Source organism: Solibacillus cecembensis, assembly GCF_050272495.1.
Classification (GTDB): domain Bacteria; phylum Bacillota; class Bacilli; order Bacillales_A; family Planococcaceae; genus Solibacillus; species Solibacillus cecembensis.
Window position 1 is genome coordinate 19,764 of sequence record NZ_JBNNMF010000030.1, and the last position, 21,799, is coordinate 41,562.

The 21,799-nt window shown below is 36.6% G+C and carries 18 protein-coding genes and 1 riboswitch; of the genes, 6 read left to right on the forward strand and 12 right to left on the reverse strand.

Going from position 1 to position 21,799, the window contains the following annotated elements; all coding sequences use genetic code 11:
• The first annotated feature begins 474 nt into the window (after positions 1 to 474).
• The gene (locus tag ACQKIH_RS19965; RefSeq protein WP_427768402.1) at positions 475 to 1,149 is read left to right on the forward strand and encodes a hypothetical protein; all 675 of its coding nucleotides are present in this window, start codon (positions 475 to 477) and stop codon (positions 1,147 to 1,149) included.
• Positions 1,150 to 1,212: 63 nt separating this feature from the next.
• On the opposite strand, the gene ACQKIH_RS19970 is transcribed toward ACQKIH_RS19965, so the two are convergent.
• The 3 genes from ACQKIH_RS19970 to ACQKIH_RS19980 all read right to left on the reverse strand — a co-directional run bounded on the left by ACQKIH_RS19970 (position 1,213) and on the right by ACQKIH_RS19980 (position 3,538).
• Positions 1,213 to 2,568 (reverse strand): TraB/GumN family protein, encoded by a 1,356-nt coding sequence (locus tag ACQKIH_RS19970; protein WP_427768403.1) that lies wholly within the window; start codon positions 2,566 to 2,568, stop codon positions 1,213 to 1,215.
• A 260-nt stretch (positions 2,569 to 2,828) separates the two neighbouring features.
• Positions 2,829 to 3,029, reverse strand: a complete 201-nt coding sequence (locus ACQKIH_RS19975) for a cold-shock protein (protein WP_427768404.1) — start codon at positions 3,027 to 3,029, stop codon at positions 2,829 to 2,831.
• A gap of 218 nt (positions 3,030 to 3,247) precedes the next feature.
• On the reverse strand, positions 3,248 to 3,538 hold the full coding sequence (locus ACQKIH_RS19980) for a DUF1033 family protein (RefSeq protein WP_057985267.1): 291 nt from the start codon (positions 3,536 to 3,538) through the stop codon (positions 3,248 to 3,250).
• 121 nt (positions 3,539 to 3,659) lie between these two features.
• Between ACQKIH_RS19980 and ACQKIH_RS19985 the strand changes: the two genes are divergently transcribed.
• The 4 genes from ACQKIH_RS19985 to ACQKIH_RS20000 all read left to right on the forward strand — a co-directional run bounded on the left by ACQKIH_RS19985 (position 3,660) and on the right by ACQKIH_RS20000 (position 7,837).
• On the forward strand, positions 3,660 to 5,387 hold the full coding sequence (locus ACQKIH_RS19985; RefSeq protein ID WP_427768406.1) for a methyl-accepting chemotaxis protein: 1,728 nt from the start codon (positions 3,660 to 3,662) through the stop codon (positions 5,385 to 5,387).
• Positions 5,388 to 5,489: 102 nt separating this feature from the next.
• On the forward strand, positions 5,490 to 5,750 hold the full coding sequence (locus ACQKIH_RS19990) for a DUF1115 domain-containing protein (RefSeq protein ID WP_427768407.1): 261 nt from the start codon (positions 5,490 to 5,492) through the stop codon (positions 5,748 to 5,750).
• Between the two features lie 323 nt (positions 5,751 to 6,073).
• Complete coding sequence (locus ACQKIH_RS19995) at positions 6,074 to 6,721, forward strand: 5-bromo-4-chloroindolyl phosphate hydrolysis family protein (RefSeq protein WP_057985239.1); 648 nt, start codon at positions 6,074 to 6,076, stop codon at positions 6,719 to 6,721.
• A 3-nt stretch (positions 6,722 to 6,724) separates the two neighbouring features.
• The gene (locus tag ACQKIH_RS20000) at positions 6,725 to 7,837 is read left to right on the forward strand and encodes a toxic anion resistance protein (RefSeq protein ID WP_427768408.1); all 1,113 of its coding nucleotides are present in this window, start codon (positions 6,725 to 6,727) and stop codon (positions 7,835 to 7,837) included.
• Positions 7,838 to 7,907: 70 nt separating this feature from the next.
• Here ACQKIH_RS20000 and ACQKIH_RS20005 read toward each other — a convergent pair whose 3' ends face one another.
• The 9 genes from ACQKIH_RS20005 to ACQKIH_RS20045 form a co-directional block, all read right to left on the reverse strand.
• On the reverse strand, positions 7,908 to 8,105 hold the full coding sequence (locus ACQKIH_RS20005; protein WP_057985235.1) for a DUF6501 family protein: 198 nt from the start codon (positions 8,103 to 8,105) through the stop codon (positions 7,908 to 7,910).
• A gap of 391 nt (positions 8,106 to 8,496) precedes the next feature.
• Positions 8,497 to 9,231 carry an amino acid ABC transporter ATP-binding protein gene (locus ACQKIH_RS20010; protein ID WP_057985234.1) on the reverse strand — a complete coding sequence of 245 codons (735 nt, stop codon included), beginning with the start codon at positions 9,229 to 9,231 and terminating at the stop codon, positions 8,497 to 8,499.
• Between the two features lie 12 nt (positions 9,232 to 9,243).
• The gene (locus ACQKIH_RS20015; protein ID WP_057985232.1) at positions 9,244 to 9,978 is read right to left on the reverse strand and encodes an amino acid ABC transporter permease; all 735 of its coding nucleotides are present in this window, start codon (positions 9,976 to 9,978) and stop codon (positions 9,244 to 9,246) included.
• 94 nt (positions 9,979 to 10,072) lie between these two features.
• Complete coding sequence (locus tag ACQKIH_RS20020; RefSeq protein WP_427768410.1) at positions 10,073 to 10,933, reverse strand: transporter substrate-binding domain-containing protein; 861 nt, start codon at positions 10,931 to 10,933, stop codon at positions 10,073 to 10,075.
• A gap of 165 nt (positions 10,934 to 11,098) precedes the next feature.
• Positions 11,099 to 11,281, reverse strand: a riboswitch (Lysine riboswitch).
• A gap of 150 nt (positions 11,282 to 11,431) precedes the next feature.
• Positions 11,432 to 12,679 carry a 2-oxoglutarate dehydrogenase complex dihydrolipoyllysine-residue succinyltransferase gene (gene odhB / locus ACQKIH_RS20025; RefSeq protein WP_057985229.1) on the reverse strand — a complete coding sequence of 416 codons (1,248 nt, stop codon included), beginning with the start codon at positions 12,677 to 12,679 and terminating at the stop codon, positions 11,432 to 11,434.
• A gap of 86 nt (positions 12,680 to 12,765) precedes the next feature.
• On the reverse strand, positions 12,766 to 15,570 hold the full coding sequence (locus ACQKIH_RS20030) for a 2-oxoglutarate dehydrogenase E1 component (RefSeq protein WP_427768411.1): 2,805 nt from the start codon (positions 15,568 to 15,570) through the stop codon (positions 12,766 to 12,768).
• Between the two features lie 233 nt (positions 15,571 to 15,803).
• Positions 15,804 to 17,204: a HAMP domain-containing sensor histidine kinase gene (locus ACQKIH_RS20035; RefSeq protein WP_427768412.1), complete on the reverse strand. Its 1,401-nt coding sequence runs from the start codon at positions 17,202 to 17,204 to the stop codon at positions 15,804 to 15,806.
• Positions 17,201 to 17,872: a response regulator transcription factor gene (locus ACQKIH_RS20040; protein WP_057985223.1), complete on the reverse strand. Its 672-nt coding sequence runs from the start codon at positions 17,870 to 17,872 to the stop codon at positions 17,201 to 17,203. Before ACQKIH_RS20040 ends, ACQKIH_RS20035 begins: the two co-directional genes overlap by 4 nt.
• A gap of 149 nt (positions 17,873 to 18,021) precedes the next feature.
• On the reverse strand, positions 18,022 to 20,070 hold the full coding sequence (locus ACQKIH_RS20045) for a sensor domain-containing diguanylate cyclase (protein WP_427768415.1): 2,049 nt from the start codon (positions 20,068 to 20,070) through the stop codon (positions 18,022 to 18,024).
• Positions 20,071 to 21,132: 1,062 nt separating this feature from the next.
• Here ACQKIH_RS20045 and ACQKIH_RS20050 point away from each other — a divergent pair.
• Complete coding sequence (locus tag ACQKIH_RS20050; RefSeq protein ID WP_057985219.1) at positions 21,133 to 21,681, forward strand: GNAT family N-acetyltransferase; 549 nt, start codon at positions 21,133 to 21,135, stop codon at positions 21,679 to 21,681.
• The last annotated feature ends 118 nt before the right edge of the window (positions 21,682 to 21,799 follow it).

The window sequence follows — 21,799 nt, forward strand, 5'->3', positions numbered from 1 at the left end:
GAACATCTAATGGTGTTCGTCTTTTCCTCGTTTTTTCGTAATTCCATTTTTGTAATTGACAAAGTGCTTAGTTATTTTGTAACTGCTATATATCTCATATGTCGTAATCTATAATGCGTCAAAAACCATGCTACAACCGTCTGCTCGTCTCCATCTACGTGTCTTAGAGTAATCATTTAAAAAAACTCCTTTACTTAACAATTTAGTTCAAATGCTTAGTTAGCTTAAAATGAACTTTTCGTGATTAACAACATGCATCACTGTATTCCCCCGTTCTCCCCCACTTATTTTGGGGAAGAACGGGAGAATTTTTTATTTATCCATGAAGAAAACTAGCAAGTATCCGCCCATTATACTCTCACAATTTTCTCACAAACTATTGTTTCAACTTTCACATTCCGAGGAATATTAACTATACATCGACTCATACAATATAAACTACGGTGAATGACACATGAAAGTGAGTGACGGATGATGAAAACAAGATTCTTTTTTTTACTCGTTTTACTTTTAACAGGATGTACACAAACAGATACGCTTTCGAACGATAGTGAATCAGCAGAACCAAATACACTTACAAATACAGCATTTACCTCAACCGATGTTGCTTCTGAATATAGTAGCGCGTATGATAACGCATATGAAATGCAAATATTTATGCATGAAGATCTTTCTACCTTAACATTTGAAGGTACTGGTAATGAGTTTGCGAGCTATCAGGTGAAAACGAACTGGCTATCGGCTAATTTAGTGCGACAAGTCGTCGACAATGGTGGCTCCATCATGACGCGCTATTACCGAGTTGGTGAGCATGGGATTACATTAATAAAAGAAGTTGAAAATGAAAATACACCCTTAACTGCGGAACAATTAAAAGGTCTTCCTTCTATTTCAACACTAATTGGTTCACCACTGGAAGTTGGTCAGAAGTTTGATAACTGGACAATTGAAAAAATGAACATGCCCTATGAAACACCGTATAAAGCATTTGAGCACGTGATGGTCACGATGAAAAATGAAAATAATCAAACAATGCGAAACTATTTTGTAGCAGGAATTGGCTTAGTAGCCACTGAATTCGAAATATTGAATGAGGATGGCACGTCGGATGTTATTTCATCCAAGCTCAAGTCCATAGAATTCCAGTAAAAAAGAGGTTGCGCTGTAAGTAAAATCCTTACAGTGCAACCTCTTTTTCGTAATCGCTATTTTTTATTGATAAAATGGAACAACTTTATAGCCCTTTTCCTCTAAATGATAACGAATGTTTTTGTCGACTAAAAAGTGGCCTGCCCCGACAACTAGGAAGTACGTTCCCTCATCTTCCTCTAAAACCGTTGCAATTTTTTTTGCCATCTCTTCATCACGCTTTCCAAATAGCATCGTATTCATTTCTGATGGTTCGCCTTCCATTGCGTTGAAACTCTTCGCAAATCGTTCCGCATCTCCTATTTCCCAACTAGTAAACCATTCTTTCAGTAAAGCATTACTTTCATCTATTTTTTCATCAGAAGGATTTAATAGGCTATCTAGCACTTCTTCTAATGATTGGTCTTGCGCTTCCGCTGAAATAGAATCAAACATGTCGAATTGCGCGTTCACGCCCTCTAGCTCATAAATTGGTTTTTGTTGCAGCATTGCGCTTAATAAAAAATGCATATCAATACCGTGCATTGACATTTCCTGGGTAGATAATCCAAATGTATCATCCGTTAGCAAAAGTGATAGTTCATTTGAGATTGACCATGGTTTTTGGGAATGAAGCTCCTCTATTGGTACCTCTAATTCCTTTGCCACTTTTTCAAGTTTTTGATAGGTTTCTTCACTTAGTACATCTTGAATTGTTGTTCCATCTGTAAACATTGCTTTTTCAAGGTAATATTCTGCGCCTTTAGGATCGAGCACATTCGCTTCAACAAAAAGCCCTTGGGACTCATTAAAAGCAGTTGTTAACTGAGGATGCATCGGATACAAGTCAGGAATCCCTATATGGATTGAGCCTAATAAATAAATTTTCGTATCCTCATCTTCTACTACCCACGCAACACCTTTTGCCCCTTGTTCCGCTTGGGCATACGTATCTTTAATAAGGCGTGATGCAAATAAAACGGCCTGTTGTGTCGTAGCTTTTTGATCGAGCAATAGGCCTTTTTCTGAACCTTGTAATACTTGGCGAGCCTGTAAATAGGCAACTGGGTCCTTACTTGCGTTGGCATCATATTGCGCGATAATATTATATAGGCGATTAACGATATCACCACGTGTATTATTCCCTTTCACAGAAACAGGCTTAAACTTTCCATTTTTAGGTAAATTTAATTCTGCAATTTTTTGTTCCGTTAAATTCAGTAAGCTGTTTAAGCGCTCCTCTGTAATTGTCGATTGAAAGCCATCATAATACCATTCCATTGGGAAAACTCCATACTTTTCTCCTTCATGGAGGGTTTCAACGGCCCATGGACTGATGTCTTGCACAGCTTGCTCTGCTTGAATTGCTGGTACTACGGAAGTAAAGATTAACGTAGTCCCTAATGCTGTGGCTAACACATGTTTCTTAATTTTTCTCATCTCATTTGCCCCCAAAAATTATAAATATATTTAAATTATCACTTACATCAGCTATTATACTATAAACGATACAGATAATCCCAATTAATTCGCCATATTTATGTATTTTTAGTAAATTTTATGTATTATTCGTTAAAAATCATTCAAAATGCTTCATTACTAAAAAGAAAAAGCAATACGATGAATGCTTTCGCAAACATTGTATCGCAATAAATTCGGGTGAAGAAATTTTTTTGTCCTCATTTAAACCGACTTTAAATTTAAAGTTTAGTTAAGTTCGCTGCTTGTGGACCACGGTTGCCGTCCACAACTTCGAATTCTACTTTTTGACCTTCATCAAGTGTTTTAAAACCTTCACCTTGGATAGATGAGAAGTGTACAAATACGTCGTTTTCCCCTTCTACTTCGATAAAACCAAAACCTTTTTCTGAGTTAAACCATTTTACTGTACCTTGTTTCATTTAAAAAACCTCCAAAATTAAAGTAAACAATTAAAAAAGTTCTTTAATAAAAAAAACTCCTATATTAAAAGTATCGAAAACTAGTATCGATCACTTAAATAATATGTGAGTCCGTTGTTTCGAGTAGAGCAATTTAATTGTTAAATTTAGTATATATATCTTCATAATATATGTCAATCCCAATTGTTATAATAGTTAAAATATTCAAGTCGTTATTGTTACAAAGATAACACTTTAGGTGTTTGAATAATAATGCCGTGATAAATTTGTGCATCCTCATCACATGCCTCACAAAATTCACATTCCTCTTCTGACCAAAACGCATAATAACGCTCATGCTTACTTGCTTCATTGTTGTATTTTTGACGAAATTGACTGATCAGTTCGGTAAAGGCATTGTTAAATTGTTGTTCACTTGCAAATTTTTGTGTCGAAACAATATGCTCTTCCCACCCATCAAATTGCCACCATGGCTCATAATCCGCTTTTATATAAGTAATTTTATACATATTCATTGTCCTTTCTAATTCCCTTTCATTTTAAACTTTTCGCACAGTTATGTCTATTATTGCTTACTTTCCTATGATAGACTATTTGGTAATACATCAAATATAACGGGGGAACAATTATATGTTTTCTAAATTTAAACCAAAAGCTGAACTACAAGATCTTTTTGAAAGAGGGACTGACTTAACTGCAACTGCACGCTTTTTAAAAACGCTCACTTTCAATAATTTCAAACAGGTTGATCAAGATAATCTTGTGACAATATATGAGCGAATCCAAACATTAACACCGACAATGAATGTCATTTTTAATACATACTTAAATGAAATTGCTCCAAATGGTAAAAACCCTATTTCCGAAGCTCAAATTGAACGGTATTTAAAGCAATTCTTTTTAGCTGAACGTAATGATGATTATGCGGATCAGTCCATTCATTTTTTCAACTTATTACGTGAAAATCGATTCGAACCAGGGAAACTCATTGTCGTATTTAACCAATTTTCATTTTATGTGACAACTTTAATTTTACATAATTTCGCATTAAAGCCAAATGTCGCATTCAACTATATGAAATCTTTATCCGCTGCTGTGAATATTGACCAAGAATTATTAGTAGAAGTAATGACTGAGCGGTTAATTGAAAATGTCATTGAAGAGCTTTCATCTTTAACGGATGCAAACGCCAATATTATGTATATGAAAGATTTAATTCATAGTCTAGACACGCAATCCGATGATATTGCAAGCTCTACTGCTGCTTCCCAAGAGCTAGCGGCTTCCATTGCAGAAGTTGCCCGCTCGTCGTCCGCGATTGCAGAAAAAACAAACGAATCGGTTGAAAACGCTATAAAAGGTAAGCAATCCATTGAACATGCACTCAATGAAATTTTTACGACAGAAGAAACATTCACAGAAATTGTTCACAGTTTTACTGAGTTACAAAAACATGTAAATGACATCGAAAGCGTTGTCACATTAATTAATCAAATTGCCGACCAAACGAATTTACTTGCGCTAAATGCTTCTATTGAGGCAGCACGTGCTGGTGAACACGGAAAAGGGTTTGCGGTTGTTGCACAGGAAGTTCGAAAATTAGCAGAAAATACAGTATCTGCACTTAGCAATGTATCAACGAATGTTCAATCGTTAAAGAGCTATTCTAATAATGTTGCTTTCTCGATTTCTGAAACAACGACGATTATTCGTGAAGCAACAGATGAAGCAAAGGAATCCTTACCTTTATTAAATTCCATCGTAGAGATTATTGAAAGCATTAATGCCGATGTAACAATAACAGCTTCCGCATCGGAGGAACAAGCAGCTTCCATTGATGAAATTTCTGTACGTATGGTTCAAATTTCAAACTTACAAGAAGATATACGTGCATATGGCAATGATACATCCCGCGATATCCATAAGCTAGGTCAAGAAATTACGCGCTTTAGAAATGACATCACAACGAATAATAATGTCCAACTTTCAAGTATTTCTTTACTACAACTGTCAAAAGCAGATCATATTTTATGGAAATGGCGTGTCTACAATATGTTCTTAGGTTTAGAAAGATTATCATCAAGTGACGTATCTTCTCACCTTGATTGCCGTTTAGGGAAATGGTATACATCTGATAAAACCGTTGCTCGTTTTAGCCAACATGATTCATATAAACAACTAGACCACTACCATATGCAAGTGCATAATTGTGCCAAATCGGCCGTAGAGCAATTTAACGCTGGGAATCGTATGAAGGCAGAAGAACATTTACTTGAAATCGAGGCGGCATCTAAAAAAGTAATTAGCTATATTAATGATTTAATCGTACTTATTAACAAAGAGCGCCTCGTTCATTAATCCATAAAGAAAAGCAAAACTACTAAACGTTTTGCTTTTCTTTTGACTGATTTTTTTTGATGCAACGAAGACATATCACAGACAATATAAAGGAGACAACCGATGAAGGCACACGCAACGATTTGTATTCATATACCTGTCCAAGTCCCCTCTCACTATGTCCATACAATGGCCTTAGAACTCTCGTTAAAAGGCACGATCGACATCCATGAACAACAATGGCTCATTCGTGTAGAGGGTAGAAGAACGGCAATTAATGAATTTGTTAGATTAATGCTACACATCGCAGAATTTTCGGAAATCAACATGACAATCAATCAAACATTACAGCATTTTGATACGCTTACCATTAATATTATGTAATAGTCAGTTCGTTTTACTTTCTACTAACTCAAAAAAATTGTAGGATAAGAGTAGATAAATCAATTACGCCTTGGCGTAATTGTGTCCAGATTTTTTTTGAGCTTGGGGCCACAGGACGTGGGTCAGTCAGCCGGTGTCACACGACGTGACGGGTTTAGCCTTTGTTCCCCTACTTCAGCAAGTGTTTGAAACCACACTGAATAGTATTGCCTATATAGCATTCATCCCCATACATATAGAAAAAGGAGATTTCTGCTGAATTAAGTTGAAACTTTTTTGACGCATAAACGTAGATATAGTATCGAGTAAAGGAGGTACCAAAAATGCTTGGTCCTATCAATTTTATAACACGCCATTTAATTAACTCACTAGCCGGTTTCACAGCATTCGTCGTATCGGTAATAAACATTTCAGGATTTGCAATGACTTTGTCACTACCGCTTGCAATAGGTGCCTATTATTTATCTAATAGAATTACATTTGCAGTGCAAAAATCGAGTCAGCGAAAGAAAATTGGCTTATCCAAATCGGAATATCATTTAATCGAAGCTCAGCTTAAACAAGCAAAAGCTCATGCCCAAACATTAACACAGCAAATTGTGCGTGTTAGATCCGTTCGTTCATTTAAACAAATAAACGACATGTCAAAACTGACAAAACGGATTATCAATATTGTTCAAACCAATCCGCAAAAGTTCTATGCGGTAGAGGATTTCTTCTATGCACATCTTCCGTCAGCTGTTCAGTTATCTGATAAATATACATTATTAACGAAAGAGCAAGTGACTGGCAACGAGATACATTTAGCGCTTGAAGATACACGAAAAACGTTAAAAGAGCTACATGTTACAATGGAAGAAGATTTAAAGAATGCATTAGCTTCTGATATTGAAAATTTAAGAATTGAGCTTGATTTTGCAAAAATGTCAAATGAAAAACGCAAAGAACGATTAAAAGTCGGCGGTGAATAAATCATGGGAACAGAAATAAACCCTTTCGATGCTTTCACATCTAGTGGAAGTACCGATATTCAAGCTTCACGAGAACAATTTGCGGTGAATGTTGCTAACAATGCAACAACACCGCTTTTTACGTCACTTAGTACCATTTCTAAACAACGGGCTGTACATTTGGCAGCCGATTTACCGATTCATCAATACGATCAAATTTTAGCATTCGGTTTACCCGCGCAAGAAGCATTGAAAAAATTCACTGCTCAAATGCTTAATTATATCCAGCGCAAAGATGTTTCAAGAGTCGGTGAAGTACTGTCTGATTTAATGCGTCATTTGGCAGAAATCGACCCAGATGCATTAGTGGAAGTAGAAAAAGGATTTTTTGCACGTATTTTTAGTCGACCAAAACAATCCATTCAAGAAATTATGACCCATTACAACAAGCTCAGTAAACGGATTGATCGGCTCAGCATCCAATTATCACATACACAAAATGGATTATTGGCAGACTATCAATTTTTAAATGAGTTGTATGCAGTGAATGAAGAATATTTCCAAGAGGTTAATGTTTTTATTGCATCGTTAGAAATTAAAAAACAGCATCTTCAAGAAGTTATTTTACCTACAATTCAACAAGCTTTGTTTGAAAGTACAGACCCCTTTAAACAAAATGAGTTGAATGACCTTCATATGCAAATCGAGTGGCTTGACCGAAGAATGTACGATTTAGAAATATCGCGTGAGGTAGCAATCCAATACGCACCACAAATTCGATTAATTCAGCAAACAAATCAGTTGCTCATCGAGAAAATTCAAAGCTCGATTATGAACATGATCCCGCTTTGGCAGTCACAAATTGCGATGCTTCTTAGTATGAATAACCAACGCCGCGCCATGCAGTCCCAGCAGCGCTTAATGGACGCCTCAGAGGAGCTTCTACGCAAAAACGGCAAGATGCTCGAGACAACATCTAAAAGCAGCAAACGACCTACTGTGAACCATGAGGACATTGATCGTTTTAAACAAACCCAATTAAGGCTGCTACAAGATATAGAAGATACGTTGCGCGTGCAAGTAACAAGCAATGAAAAGCGCCATGAAATCGAACATATTATAATTGATCAAAAATAAAAAACAGCTCGTCTTCGTGAAGTATCCCCTTCACTAGACGAGCTGTTTTTCTCATTTCATTTAGTAGCTATTATGCGAAATACTCTTTGTAGTATCCGCCAATTTGACCTGTATTGTCGATAACAAAAATGAACTCTTCCGTTTCATTTTTCACTTCGTATTCTTTTCCAACTGTTAATACATTTGAAACTAAATACTTTGCTGCGTTTGTGTGCACACATTTCACAGTACGAATCGTCGGTGCATCTTTCCATTTTAAATGTAACATTTGTCTACCTCGCTTTTATATAACTTGTATATTATCATTATCTATTTTATACGATTTTGTCCTAAGATGATAGTACCTATACAAAGGAACCGCAATTTTTCCCCTCAATTACGGACTTTATGCCTTCCATTTCAAAATAAAGATGCATTCTCCGCGAAAGTTTGAGACCCCCCACTTATTAAAGGTTCACCATATGCAATTGTCGGTTTGAATGTCCTTTGTAATCATGCTACACTACTTTTAAGAGGTGGACTTCATGACTTTTGGTAGTGTTCCGATGTGGTTTTTCGCAATTGCCATTGCTTTTGCTATTATTTTTTTCATCATATCTGAATGGAACTCTAGAAAATAAGCTTGCAAAATTTTTGCAAGCTCTTTTTTATATGCGCGATTATGCTAACGTACGTTTTAAAAATTCTTTTGTGCGGTCATGCTTTGGATTGACTAACACTTCACTTGGATGTCCCTCTTCCACGATTACCCCTTTATCCATGAAAACAATGCGGTCCGAAACTTCTTTCGCAAATTCCATTTCATGCGTCACAATCAGCATTGTGTTTCCTTGGTCCGCAAGCATACGCATTACTTTTAATACTTCCCCTACCATTTCTGGGTCTAATGCTGACGTCGGTTCATCAAAGAGCATCACATCTGGATCCATGGCAAGTGCACGCGCGATTGCCACACGCTGTTTTTGTCCGCCTGATAGTTGACGAGGTTTTGCATTTTTATAAGCGCTCATACCCACAATTTCTAAATATTTAAGTGCTTTTTCCTTTGCCTCTTCCTTAGAGCGTTTTAACACCTTCACCTGACCAACTGTACAATTCGTTAACACATCTAGGTTGTTAAATAAATTAAATTGCTGGAACACCATCCCTAAGTGTGTACGATACGCTTCAACGCTCTTGAGATCCTTTAAGATGTTTTCCCCTTTGTATATGATTTCACCACCACTAGGCGTTTCTAAAAGGTTTACACAACGTAAAAGCGTTGACTTCCCCGAGCCAGATGAGCCGATTAGACAGACTACCTCGCCTTTATTTACACTAAAATTAACATCCTTTAACACTTCATTGTTGCCGAATGATTTATTTAAATGTTGAATGTCTATTATTTTTTCCATTGTTGATGCTCCTTACATTATGTTTTCAGGTTTGCGTACAACTTCCATTTTATACGCTTCAGGACCATCTAATCGCTTTTCTACCCAACGTAAAATACGAGTAGCTGTAAATGTCATGACTAAATAAATCATACATGCAATGAAGAAACTTTCTGCAAATTTGAAGTTTGCCCCAGCAACAGACTTTGTTTGATAAAAAAGTTCCGTAACACTAATAACACTTAATACAGCTGTATCTTTAATATTCATCACTAATTGATTCCCTGTAGCAGGTAAAATATTGCGGGCTACTTGAGGTAAAACGACATAAATCATTATTTGGAGATGGTTCATCCCAACGGCTTGTGCCGCTTCATATTGACCTTTATCAACGGATACGATTCCACCTCGAACAATTTCAGCCATATAAGCACCGGTATTTAATCCAACAACGACTAAAGCCGCAATAAATCGATCCAATTCTAAACCGTATGATGCTAACCCATAGAAAACAACCATTGCTTGTACAATCATTGGTGTACCACGGAATACTTCTACATAAACCGTTAAAACAAAGTTGAAAGTTTTTAAAATCATGCTTTTAAATGATTTTTTCTTCATCGGAATCGTATGCATAATTCCGATAAAAAATCCGATAAACGCACCGATAATTGTACTAATGATGGCAATTGCCAAAGTCATATATGCGCCACGTAGGAACATTTCCCAGTTATTTTCGAGTATCGTTAAAATAGTTTCTAAACTCATAAGAAGTCCCCCTAACAGCATTAGCTGCCTTATATGTACCTAACTAATAGAAAAAGTCCGCTCAATTGGCGGCCCTTTTCCATTAATAGTTTAATTATTGAGCGGCTGGTTGATTGGCAATTGCTGCTTCCATCAACTTTTGACGCTCTTCTTCAGAAATACCTTTTAATATTTCATTAATTTTATCCGTTAAATCATAGTCTTTACGAACCCCTACTGCGATTGAAACATCTGCTTCTTCTACATCAAAGCCATCCTCTAACACTGAATACGTAAAGTTTTCATTTGCTGCTGCTGCAGAAATAGCTTCTGGACGCTCTGCTATATAACCATCAATCACACCTGATTCAATAGCAACACGCATTGCTGGGAAGTTATCCATTGCTACTTGTTGCTTCACATCTGGAATTTGATCGATTACTTTATAGTTTGATGTATTTAATTGAGCTGTAATTTTTGCCCCCGCAAAATCGGCTATTGTTTTCGCATTTTCATATTTACTACCTTTTTTCGTTACGATGACGAAATCCGATGTATAATAGTTTTCTGTGAAATCAATTGATTGTTTACGGTCTTCTGTGGGGCTCATCCCTGCAATAATGGCATCAACGACACCTGATTGAAGCGCCGGTACTAAACCATCCCATTCTGCTTTTACAATGACTAACTCTTTGCCTAAACCTTCAGCAATTTTTTTGGCAATTTCTACATCGTAGCCACCTGCATATTCTTTTTCACCATTAATTTGTACGCCACCATTTGAATCATTCGTTTGCGTCCAGTTAAATGGCGCATAGCCTGCCTCCATACCAATTTTGAATACTTCTTTCGATTCAGTAGTAGAGTCAGACCCTTCCGATCCACTTGTAGTGTCTTTTTCTTTGTCTGCGCCACATGCTGCTAATACAAACATGGCCATCATTACTGTAAACAATAATACTAGTCTCTTTTTCATAGTCATTCTCCCCCTATTAATTTCATATTTTTGAGCTATTTTATTATTGGAAAAACATATTTCAATCAAAGTAGATGAACATAAAATTTTTGCCAATTAAAAAACGACCTAAAAGAAGATTTTAGGTCGCTATATTTATAAATAGCTCAAATCCCCACAATCCCATATTGAGATAGCACAACTCGATTATCATGGAGATAATCGAGACAGTTCTGCAATTATTCACTGCAAACCCAGCTTAAAAAGAAAGAGCTCTTTTAAACTTCGGCGGTAGTTCCTTCTTTTCCATCTCGTTGCATGCTCTATGCTCCATGAAAAACTAATAAATACCGCGCCTCTACCCCACAAGATTGTGAGGTTATTATTAAATTGTTTAATGTATGAATAATACTATAATTCAATACTTTCTGTCAATAGTAATTATTTTGATAGTTATATTTACATAGAAAAAACGGACACATCCCCATTTGGAGATATGCCCGCCTTTTAAAGTGATAATTAAGAGTTTAATAATAAATCTTCTGGGTTTTCAATCATTTCTTTAACTGTTTTTAGGAAACCAACAGAATCTTTACCATCGATAATACGGTGGTCATAAGATAATGCCACGTACATCATTGGACGGATTTGAACTTCACCGTTAATCGCTACTGGACGGTTAACGATTGAGTGCATACCTAAAATACCAGCTTGTGTACCGTTCATGATTGGTGTAGACATTAATGAACCGAATACACCACCGTTAGTGATTGTGAAAGAACCACCAGCCATGTCGTTTAAGCCTAATTTTTTGTCGCGTGCTTTACCAGCTAATTCTCCGATATTTCTTTCGATTTCAGCGAAGTTTTTGCTGTTTGCATCACGTACTACAGGTACTACTAAACCTTCTTCAGTTGATACCGCAACACCGATATCAAAGAATTTATTTAAGTGAATTTCGTCACCGCTAATTTGTGCGTTCACGTATGGATATTTTTTAAGTGCTGCAACAACAGCTTTCGTGAAGAATGACATGAAACCTAATTTGATGTCGTTATCTTTTACGAATTGCTCTTGTTTGCGTTTACGTAATGCCATGATGTTTGTCATGTCGATTTCGTTAAATGTTGTTAACATTGCCGTTGATTGTTTAACTTCTAATAAACGTTTTGCAATTGTTTGACGACGACGAGACATTTTCTCAACTGTTACACGGTCAGAATCGCCTGCAGGAGTGAATACCATTGGGCCGTTTGCTGATACCGCTGCAACTGCTGCTTGTGCTACTGGAGCTGTACCGTGAGCTGATACATCTTGTACACGTACACGACCTTGTGGATCTACAGGAGAAATTGCCGCTAAGTCAATTCCTTTTTCACGAGCTAATTTACGTGCTGCTGGTGAAGCAATTACACGATCCGTAGACTCTTCTACGATTGGAGCTGGTGCTACAGGTGCTGCTGCAACCGGAGCCGCTGGAGCTGCAGGTGCCGCTTCTTGAACTGGTGCTGCTGGAGCAGGTGCTGCGCCTTCGCCAGCTTCAACTACTGCGATTACTTGACCTACAAGAACTGTATCGCCTTCTGGAGCTAAAATTTGAGTTAATACACCCGCTTCTTCAGAAATGATTTCAGCGTTTACTTTATCTGTTTCTAATTCTACGATGAATTCGCCTTTTTCTACGCGATCTCCAACTTTTTTCACCCACTGAGCAATTGTACCTTCTGTAATTGATTCTGCTAGTTCAGGGACTTTAATTTCAGCCACTTTAATTTCCTCCTTTAATTACCTATACAAGTTTGTATAGATAGGCTACCTGCTATACAAGTAGCCTTTTTAATTTCATGATTCGATTATTTATCTAATGCTTCTGTAATTAATTTAGTTTGAGCAGCTTTATGAGAATCGCCGTCTCCTTCAGATGTCGAGCTCATTGCAGGACGTCCAACATAACTTACTTTTTTGCCTTCAGCCATAGCATATAAAGTTTCAAGAACATACATCCAAGAACCTTGGTTTTTCGGCTCTTCTTGTACCCAAACGATTTCTTTCACATTCGGGAAGCGCGCAATAATGTCCGCTACTTGTTGTGTCGGGAATGGATAGATTTGTTCAACACGTACGATGTGTAGGTGGTCGAAACCTTCGCCGTCCTTCACACGTTCCGCTAAGTCAATCATAACTTTACCCGTACCAAGTACTACTTTTTCTACTGCTGCTACGTTTTTGCCTAAGCCTTCTTGCTCAATCACTTCTTGGAAGCGGCCTGTTGCAAGTTGTTCCGCACTAGCTGCTGCTAATGGGTGACGTAATAATGATTTAGGTGAAACGACAACTAATGGACGAACGCCTTCTGTACCTAATAGACCGGCTTGACGACGTAATAAGTGGTAGTAGTTGCCTGCATTTGAACAGTTAGCTACGAACCAGTTATTTTCAGCTGATAATTGTAAGAATCGTTCCATACGGCTAGATGAGTGCTCTGGACCTTGACCTTCATAACCATGTGGTAAAAGGATAACGAAGCCAGATTTTTGACCCCATTTAGCGCGCGCACTTGAAATGAAGTTATCGAACATAACTTGTGCCATGTTAGCGAAGTCACCGAATTGTGCTTCCCAAATCGATAGTACATTTTCATTTTCTAAGTTATAACCATATTCATAGCCAACAACACCCGCTTCAGTAAGTGGTGAGTTGCATACTGTGAATGACGCTTTTACGCCATCAACATGGTGGATTGGTGTATATTCACTACCATTGTTTTTATCATGTAACACTAGGTGACGTTGAGAGAACGTACCGCGCTGTGCATCTTGACCTGTAAAACGAACTGGTGTAGCGTCTTGCGTAATTGTCGCATAAGCTAACGTTTCCGCATGACCCCAATCAATTTTTGCAGTTGCAAATGCATCGCGACGTTTTTCTAAAATTTTACCTAGTTTGTTTTGTGGTTCGAATCCTTCCGCAAACACTAATAAATCTTCATTTACTTTGTTTAAGCGATCAAAATCAACAGCTGTAGCGATTTCTGGGAAGTCCACCTTTAATTCTTCTGGCATTTCGATGGCTACATGCTCATCTTTTTCTGCCATTGCTTTTACATGATCATACGCTGCTTGCATTTCTGCATATACGTTCGTATCAATTTCTTTCACTTGCTCAGCTGTGATAACATTAGCAGCTGCTAATTCAGCACCATAAAGCGCGCGAATTGGCTCATGTTTTGCAACTAACTTATACGTTTCTGGGTTTGTTACTGTCGGATCATCCGTTTCATTGTGACCATAACGGCGGTAACCGATTAAGTCAATCACGATGTCCTTAGCAAATTTTGCACGGTATTCCGCGATGAAACGACCTACTTGTGCAACCGTTTCTGGGCTATCTGCGTTCACATGGATTACTGGAATATCATAGCCTTTTGCAGGGTCTGATGAATAGACAGATGAACGTGAATCATATAATTCCGTTGTGAAACCAATCATGTTATTCGAAATGATGTGAACCGTACCGCCCGTAGAGAAGCCTTCTGTTTGAGAGAAGTTAAAGCCTTCTGTTACGATACCTTGACCAGCAAATGCTGCATCACCATGAAGTAAAATACCTACTGCTTTTGACGCATCATGTTTAGCCGTACCTGGAGCTGTTGTATCGTCTTGTACAGCACGAGCCGCACCTAACACAACAGGATTCCCTACTTCTAAGTGTGATGGATTGTAAGCAAGTTTTACATTCATACCTGTTGAACGCATATAAGATGCACCCATGTGGTATTTCACGTCGCCCGTCCAGCCTTTTGTAATTTCAAGACTGCCGTCTGCAGGCATAAATAGTTCATTTGAAACATGTGCAAAGTCAGAGAACATCATGTCATATGGTTTGTTTAAAATATGTGTTAATACATTTAAACGGCCACGGTGAGCCATACCAATACGTGCGTTTTTCACGCCATTGTTTTCTGAACCTTTTAAAATTTCATCTAATAAAATAATTTGTGTATCTAACCCTTCACCAGAGAAGCGTTTTTGACCAACAAATGTTTTGTGAATAAATTTTTCGAAGTTTTCAACGCGTGTTAAACGCTCTAACACAGCCTTCTTTTCGTCTGTAGATAATGTATTTTTAAATACGCCTGACTCAATTTTCGATTGAATCCACTCACGCTCTACATCATTTTGTAAATGTGAATATTCAACGCCCACTTTATCAGTGTAAATAGCTTTTAAGTAAGCGATCGCATCTTTACCGTTTGCAATGCCAGCTGGTACATTTTTGAAAAATACTGTTGCTGGAATAGCTGCTAAATCTGCGTCAGTTAAATTGAATACGCTTTCTTTAATTCGAGTCGTGTCTAATGTACGGTTTTTTAATGGATATAAATCCGCAGCTAAATGACCATATTCACGAATCGCTGCAGCTAATTTTACGGCAGCTAAAACTTTCGTGTAATCGCCTGTGCCTGTTGTGTCCCCTGAAACAACAGTCTCACCGTCAGAAAATACCGGTGCGCCATATGCTTGGAATAATTCTACTAATTGTAGTTCTACCTCTTCAGGAGATTGCAAGTATAGGTCATACTGTTCCATCACATAACCTAAGTTAGGACCAGAAAATGCTGACCATACGGAACCTGCAGGTAATACATTGTTCGACATGAAAATAACCTCCAAATTTTGCCTATTGGTTGTTCCAATAATTGACCAAAATAAAACAAATAACGTTTTATCATTCTTCTACCCAATTCTATGCATTCGCAATAATCATTATAGAAGAACATTTTTTCCATCTCAATCTTACTACTCTTCACAGAAAATACAACTCTTTTTAGCAAATTAAGCATTTTTTTTCGTTAACTATTGAAATTTAAATTAGAATGGCTAAAATTCGTCTATTTCAAAGGAAAATTGAGAATAAAAGAGGTTCCATCATTTACAGAACTTTTCACTTCTATCTCCATTTGATATTTTTCAGCGAGCATTTTTGAAATACTTAATCCTAAACCCGTCCCACCAATATGATTTGTACGCGCTTCATCTACTCGGTAAAAACGATCAAAAATATAAGGCAAATGCTTTTCTGAAATACCCATTCCATTATCACGTATTGTGACAATAATAGCTAGCTCAGTATAATGAATGGATAATTGTATTTTTGGTTCTTTATCATTATAACGAATACCATTACTCAGTATATTTCTAAAAATTTGCGCTGCTGCTTGTTCCGTAATCGAAGCAAGACTCTTCTGTCCTATAACATCACACTCAAATTGGACATTCGGATGCAGTTGCAATAATTCTTGCTTGACATTTTTCAGCACAAGTTCCAAATCTGCCATCGCATTTCCGTCTACTTCTTCCCTTCTAGCAAGCTGCAATAATTCCTCAATCATTTTTTTCATACGGACAATTTCTTTAAGCGATGTATCGAGCGCCTCGGAGAAAACTTCAGGGTCATCTTTCCCCCATCGTTTAATTAATGAAAGATGGCCTTCAATTACTTGGATTGGCGTACGCAATTCATGAGAAGCATCCGCGACAAATTGCTGCTGCTTCGTAAAGGATATTTCAAGCTCATTCATCATCGACCTGTACATCGTTAATAAATCCCCAATTTCATCATCTGCCTGGTAATTAAATGGCGGTTGAGCTGAAAAACCCCTTTTCCGCACATCAATCATCGCATCCCTTAGCTGAACAAGCGGCTTAATTAAATAGTTGGCCAAATAATAGCTAATCGAAACGGAAAATAACAATGCCCCCAGCCCAACAATAATAATCGTCGTCAAAATATACTTTAACATGGCATGAAACGCCGTTAACGGATGGATCAATTGCATAATCCCTTGAAACGGACCGATTTGAACGATTTTATGGACAACAAAGGCGTCCGTCGTTTCAACCTTTTGCTGTTTAATAGTAGTAGTAAAATAGTCTTCAGTCTTTTGTGGAAAAGGCGCTGCACGCATGACATCATTAATACGTATTACCTCAACGCCATCAAAATTAAAAATCCGAACGGTCTGCTCTTGATTTAAAATGGCTTTCATCAGAGCCGTATTATTTTGTAATTGCTGTATTGTAACAGTACTATCTTGAGACTCAAAAAAGCCTGTAATATCATCTACTGTACGCATCGCATTTTTTTCTTCATTGTGTAAAAGCCATGTTTGAAGTGCAATAAATAATACGATGGATATAATGGCATAGCTTATAAAGATTGTGGCCCCTACTGTTAATGTCCACTTCGCTTTCAAAGATAAATTTAAGATCATTTGCTGGAGCTTTTTCATCCTCTCACCACATATCCTACGCCGCGTACCGTTTCAATATAGGGTGCCTCGGTTGTTTGCAGTTTTGAGCGCAGATGTCGGATATACACATCCACTACATTTGTCTCTACCTCGTTATCAAATCCCCAAACCATTTCTAAAATCAATTCTCTCGTACAAACACGATTTAAATTTTCTATTAATAATTTTAGTAAATCATATTCCGTCCGCGTTAATTCTAGCTTTTGCTCTTCAAAAATCACCTCATACGCCTCTGTATCTATGATTAGCTCACGGACTTGTAGCCGTTCACTCGCTGTCACTTGCCCAACACGTCTCAAAATCGAACGAATTCTTGCTAGTAATTCTTCAATGGCAAATGGTTTTACAATATAATCATCCGCACCCGCATCCAACCCTGCAACACGATCCATCACCGCATCACGTGCAGTTAACAGAAGTACTGGTACATCACTGTGTTTTCGAATTCTTCGACACACTTCAATGCCATTGAGTTCAGGCAACATGACGTCTAATAAAATACAATCAAATGTTTCGTTCATGGCCAATTCAAGCCCTGCTCTGCCATCATATGCGACAGTCACCTCAAATTGCTCATGCTTTAATTCGAGTTCTAGAAATCGGGATATATTTTTTTCGTCTTCTACTACAAGTATTTTTTGATTCATCTCATAACCTCTCTACTGGTTCAATTGCTTTATTATACTTTCATCTTAACACGACAGCTATTTTGTTCACATGAATTTGAATTTACTTTCCAAAACAAAAAAAGCTTGTTGTACATGTTCCTGCACAACAAGCCTCTTTAATATCATTTTCAACTATTTGCAATAACATCGCAAATTTTATAATTATTTTTACATTTCTGTTTGGCTTTATATAAAGCGCGATCTGCTAAATCAATTAGCTCATCTAATGTATCCCCGTGTTCTGGATACATGGAAATACCGATTGAAGATGTTGGTGAAAAATGATGGTTGCGAATTTCCCAACCAATTTTTAATGTGGCTCGAATACTTTCAATATAATTTTCCATTTGCATTAATCGAATATTTTCATAGCGCGATAAATCGGTAATGACGATTAAAAATTCATCCCCGCCTAGTCGCACAACTAAGTCTTCACTTTTGACACTTTTCACAAGGGCTTGTCCAAATTCTGTCAAAAATTCATCGCCTATATCATGACCGAAATCATCATTGATTTTTTTAAAATTGTCCCCATCAATATAAAATAATGCTACTGATTTAAAATTGGCATTTGCTTTATCTATAATAGGGATGAATTCCTTATTTAATAAACGGCGGTTTGGCAAATGTGTTAGGCTGTCGTGGTAAGCCATAAACATAAGCTTATTTTCTAATTCCTTCCGCTCGGTAATTTCACGAGAAACCATAATAATTTCAGAAATTTCATTTCGGGAAAAATCGAAAGTAATGGTGTAGTTTCCTTCTGTCCATATTTTTTCATTTTCCTTTGTTTCAAGCAATAAATCAATTTTATTTTCTACATTATAATTATGGCAAGTTTGCGCTATCATTTGACGCCATTTATCTAAGCTTTCTCCACATAGTAATTGTTCATAAGGCATGCCTAACAGTTCAGTTTCTAAATAGCCTAATTTTCGGATATACGAAGGTGAGGCATATTTAATTTTACCTGTTCGATCTGTCATAACGATAAAATCATTCGTGTTTTCTGTAATCGCCTGGAAAGTTTGTTCGACTTGATACAGCTCAGACATCAATTTCTTTTTAGCTGAAATATTAAATTGTATCGTCAAAAACTGATGAATTTCCCCAAACTCATTTACCATAGGGATTATAGTGGAATCTACCCAATACATCTCGCCATTTTTTTTACGATTGCACACTTCATTGCGCCAAACTTCTCCTGCATTTATCGTTGTCCATAAATCCTTAAAAAATTCATCTGGATGGATACCCGAATTGAAAATAGTATGTGTTTGGCCATCCAACTCTTCCCATGTGTAACCGGTATTTTGGATAACCCGATCATTCACTTCAAAAATTTTGCCTTTCCTATCTGCAAAAATAACGTCCGCAGCAGAATTTATCGCCATTTTAAATGTTTCAAATCCATGCGATGTCATTTTTAACGCTTCTTTCTGTTGAATGAATTGCGTAATTTCTTGCATAATCACGAAAACAGCAATAACTTGATCATTACTTGTAAGTGCAGAAAACGTCGCTGTAAAACATCTGCGCACTTTATCATTATCTATAAAATAGAGCATTTTTGACGTAATATTCGCACCGTTTTGAGCTTCGATTATATATTTTTTAAATAAAGGGGCACTTTCTTTATCAATACAAGGTAAATCAAAGATACTTCCCTTTTGTATATCCGATAGTTCTATATTAAAATCTTCAACGAATTTCGGATCGGCTTCGAGTAATTGGAAATCTGTCGAGATTAATACAGTAGACAAAAACGAATTAAAACAAACTGAGCGCATGAATAAGTATTTGTCTTTGATATTACGATCAACGGAAATATCCTTCGTTGTCGCCAGGATAAACTGATTATTCCCTTTTCCAATCGGAACAACTGACGTTTTTTGCTTGCGTATTTCCGATCTTTTATACGTAAAATCTTCAAAATCAACTTGCTCTTGTTTTTCAAATGATAGATTGTAATAATGTATAATATTTTTGGATAAATGAGGAGGTATTGAATGACTGACCGTTTTTCCAATTGGATTCATTTCAATTAGTTTCATCGCTGCATTATTTAAATAGATATACTTGTAATCATCATCTATTTTTTCCATATAAAACACTGCATCGCGACTATTTTCAAATAGCATATTTAATTGTTCGTATGTATAGTCTGCGCTAGCCATTTTTTCCCCTCCTAACCCCTATTTCAACACATCAAAATTCCCATTTTATGTTTTTCAATTATATGCCATTTTTAACATTGTACAATTTCACCCAGCATTACACAACTAATTGACTAAATTTTCAGATTGATTTTTTCAATATATAGGAGTCTATTATTATAATATTTCAAATAAATAACAATCCCAACATTCCATAGGGATAATGTCCGATGATTTTTGTTATTATTAATAAAGCAATTTAATTTTGCATTTCATTCAGAGACTTTCATCACTGTACTACCTACATTAGTAAATCCTACACCATGTACGTAGATTCATACAAACATATCGACCTCGAATAGGGCTAACAATAACTTACATTTACCCCTCCAGGAAAAAAGGTCCGTTTCATTTTTTACATACACTGCTTATTTTTCTTAATGGGGGTATATTAGCTGTACTTTTTGTAAACAATAACTATATAAATGAGGTATGGCACAAATACGGATTAAATTGGAATGTTAATTACGAAATAAATTCATTAAAAAGAACCCAATTTACCTCCTGCTCATATAATGAATGGATTCCCTTATCCATAATCCTTCATTACTTAGTACAGCATAAATCCCCCTTCCTGTTTCATATAATATCTCTACCTTAAAACGACAGCTAATCTACATTTCTGATTATTTCGATTGATCTGAATAAATTAACAATCGAAAGAAAATAATTGTTTTTTCGAGTATTCTACTTGCTAAGTGAGTTTATTTTATTATAAAATAACAGTATTAATCTTATTTCGATATTGTTTTTCAAAGCCAAGTATAGATCGCAACAACGGAAGCCAAAACCATAGTTTAACGTCTATTTCTTTTAGATTGGATCAAGTTCGAAATGACTACTGCCTTGTGATTAGAAAAACACCACTCAATCACCATTGATTAAGTGACTGCCATTCCTTATGTGGATTTTCCAATATGAGTAATCATTCATCCACTAAAAAGTTTTTCTATTTTAGAAAAGCTTATATTTCTAACACTTTCAAACAGGCTCTACCATTTTCCTTAAAAGGAGGCGTTTCACATGTTAAAACAACGAGAACTATACGAAACTGCAGAACTATACGAACTTTTAAAACACCCTGCTGTATTTCCTTATGTTCGACAAAAAGCAACTTCTGCTGAAGAATATCTATTTATGACAAAACAATTAATGGAAGAAGAATTTAACGAAAAAGCCATTTCCCGAACAATTACTGATGAATGGGGTATCCCGATTGGTACCATTAGTATTTTCGATATTCAAGAAGGCGCTGGTTTTTTAGGTACATGGATTGGCAAGCCTTATCAAGGTTTAGGCTATAATCAGAAAGCGAAATTAGCCTTCTTAAACGAACTCTTTTTTGAGTATGACTTCAACACGGTTTTTTTGCGCATTCGCAATGAAAATGAACGCTCAAAAGCTGCCGCATTAAAATTACCTTATGTTATTGATGCGGAGCAAACGAATCCAGTCCTTTTCGAACAAATTAATCAAGGTGAAACTAAATTTCATCTTTTTAAAATACCGAAAGATTTATTCTATATCACAACTGCGCACACGCAAAGTGATGAAGAAGAGCAAGCAATGTGAAATGACCAACCACCTGTTTTCATAAGAGGGCACTGAAAAACTTGCGTTTTTTATATCCCATTGGCGAACGTAAATTAAAAAAGACGCTATTTTGTTCGATTCGAACAAAATAGCGTCT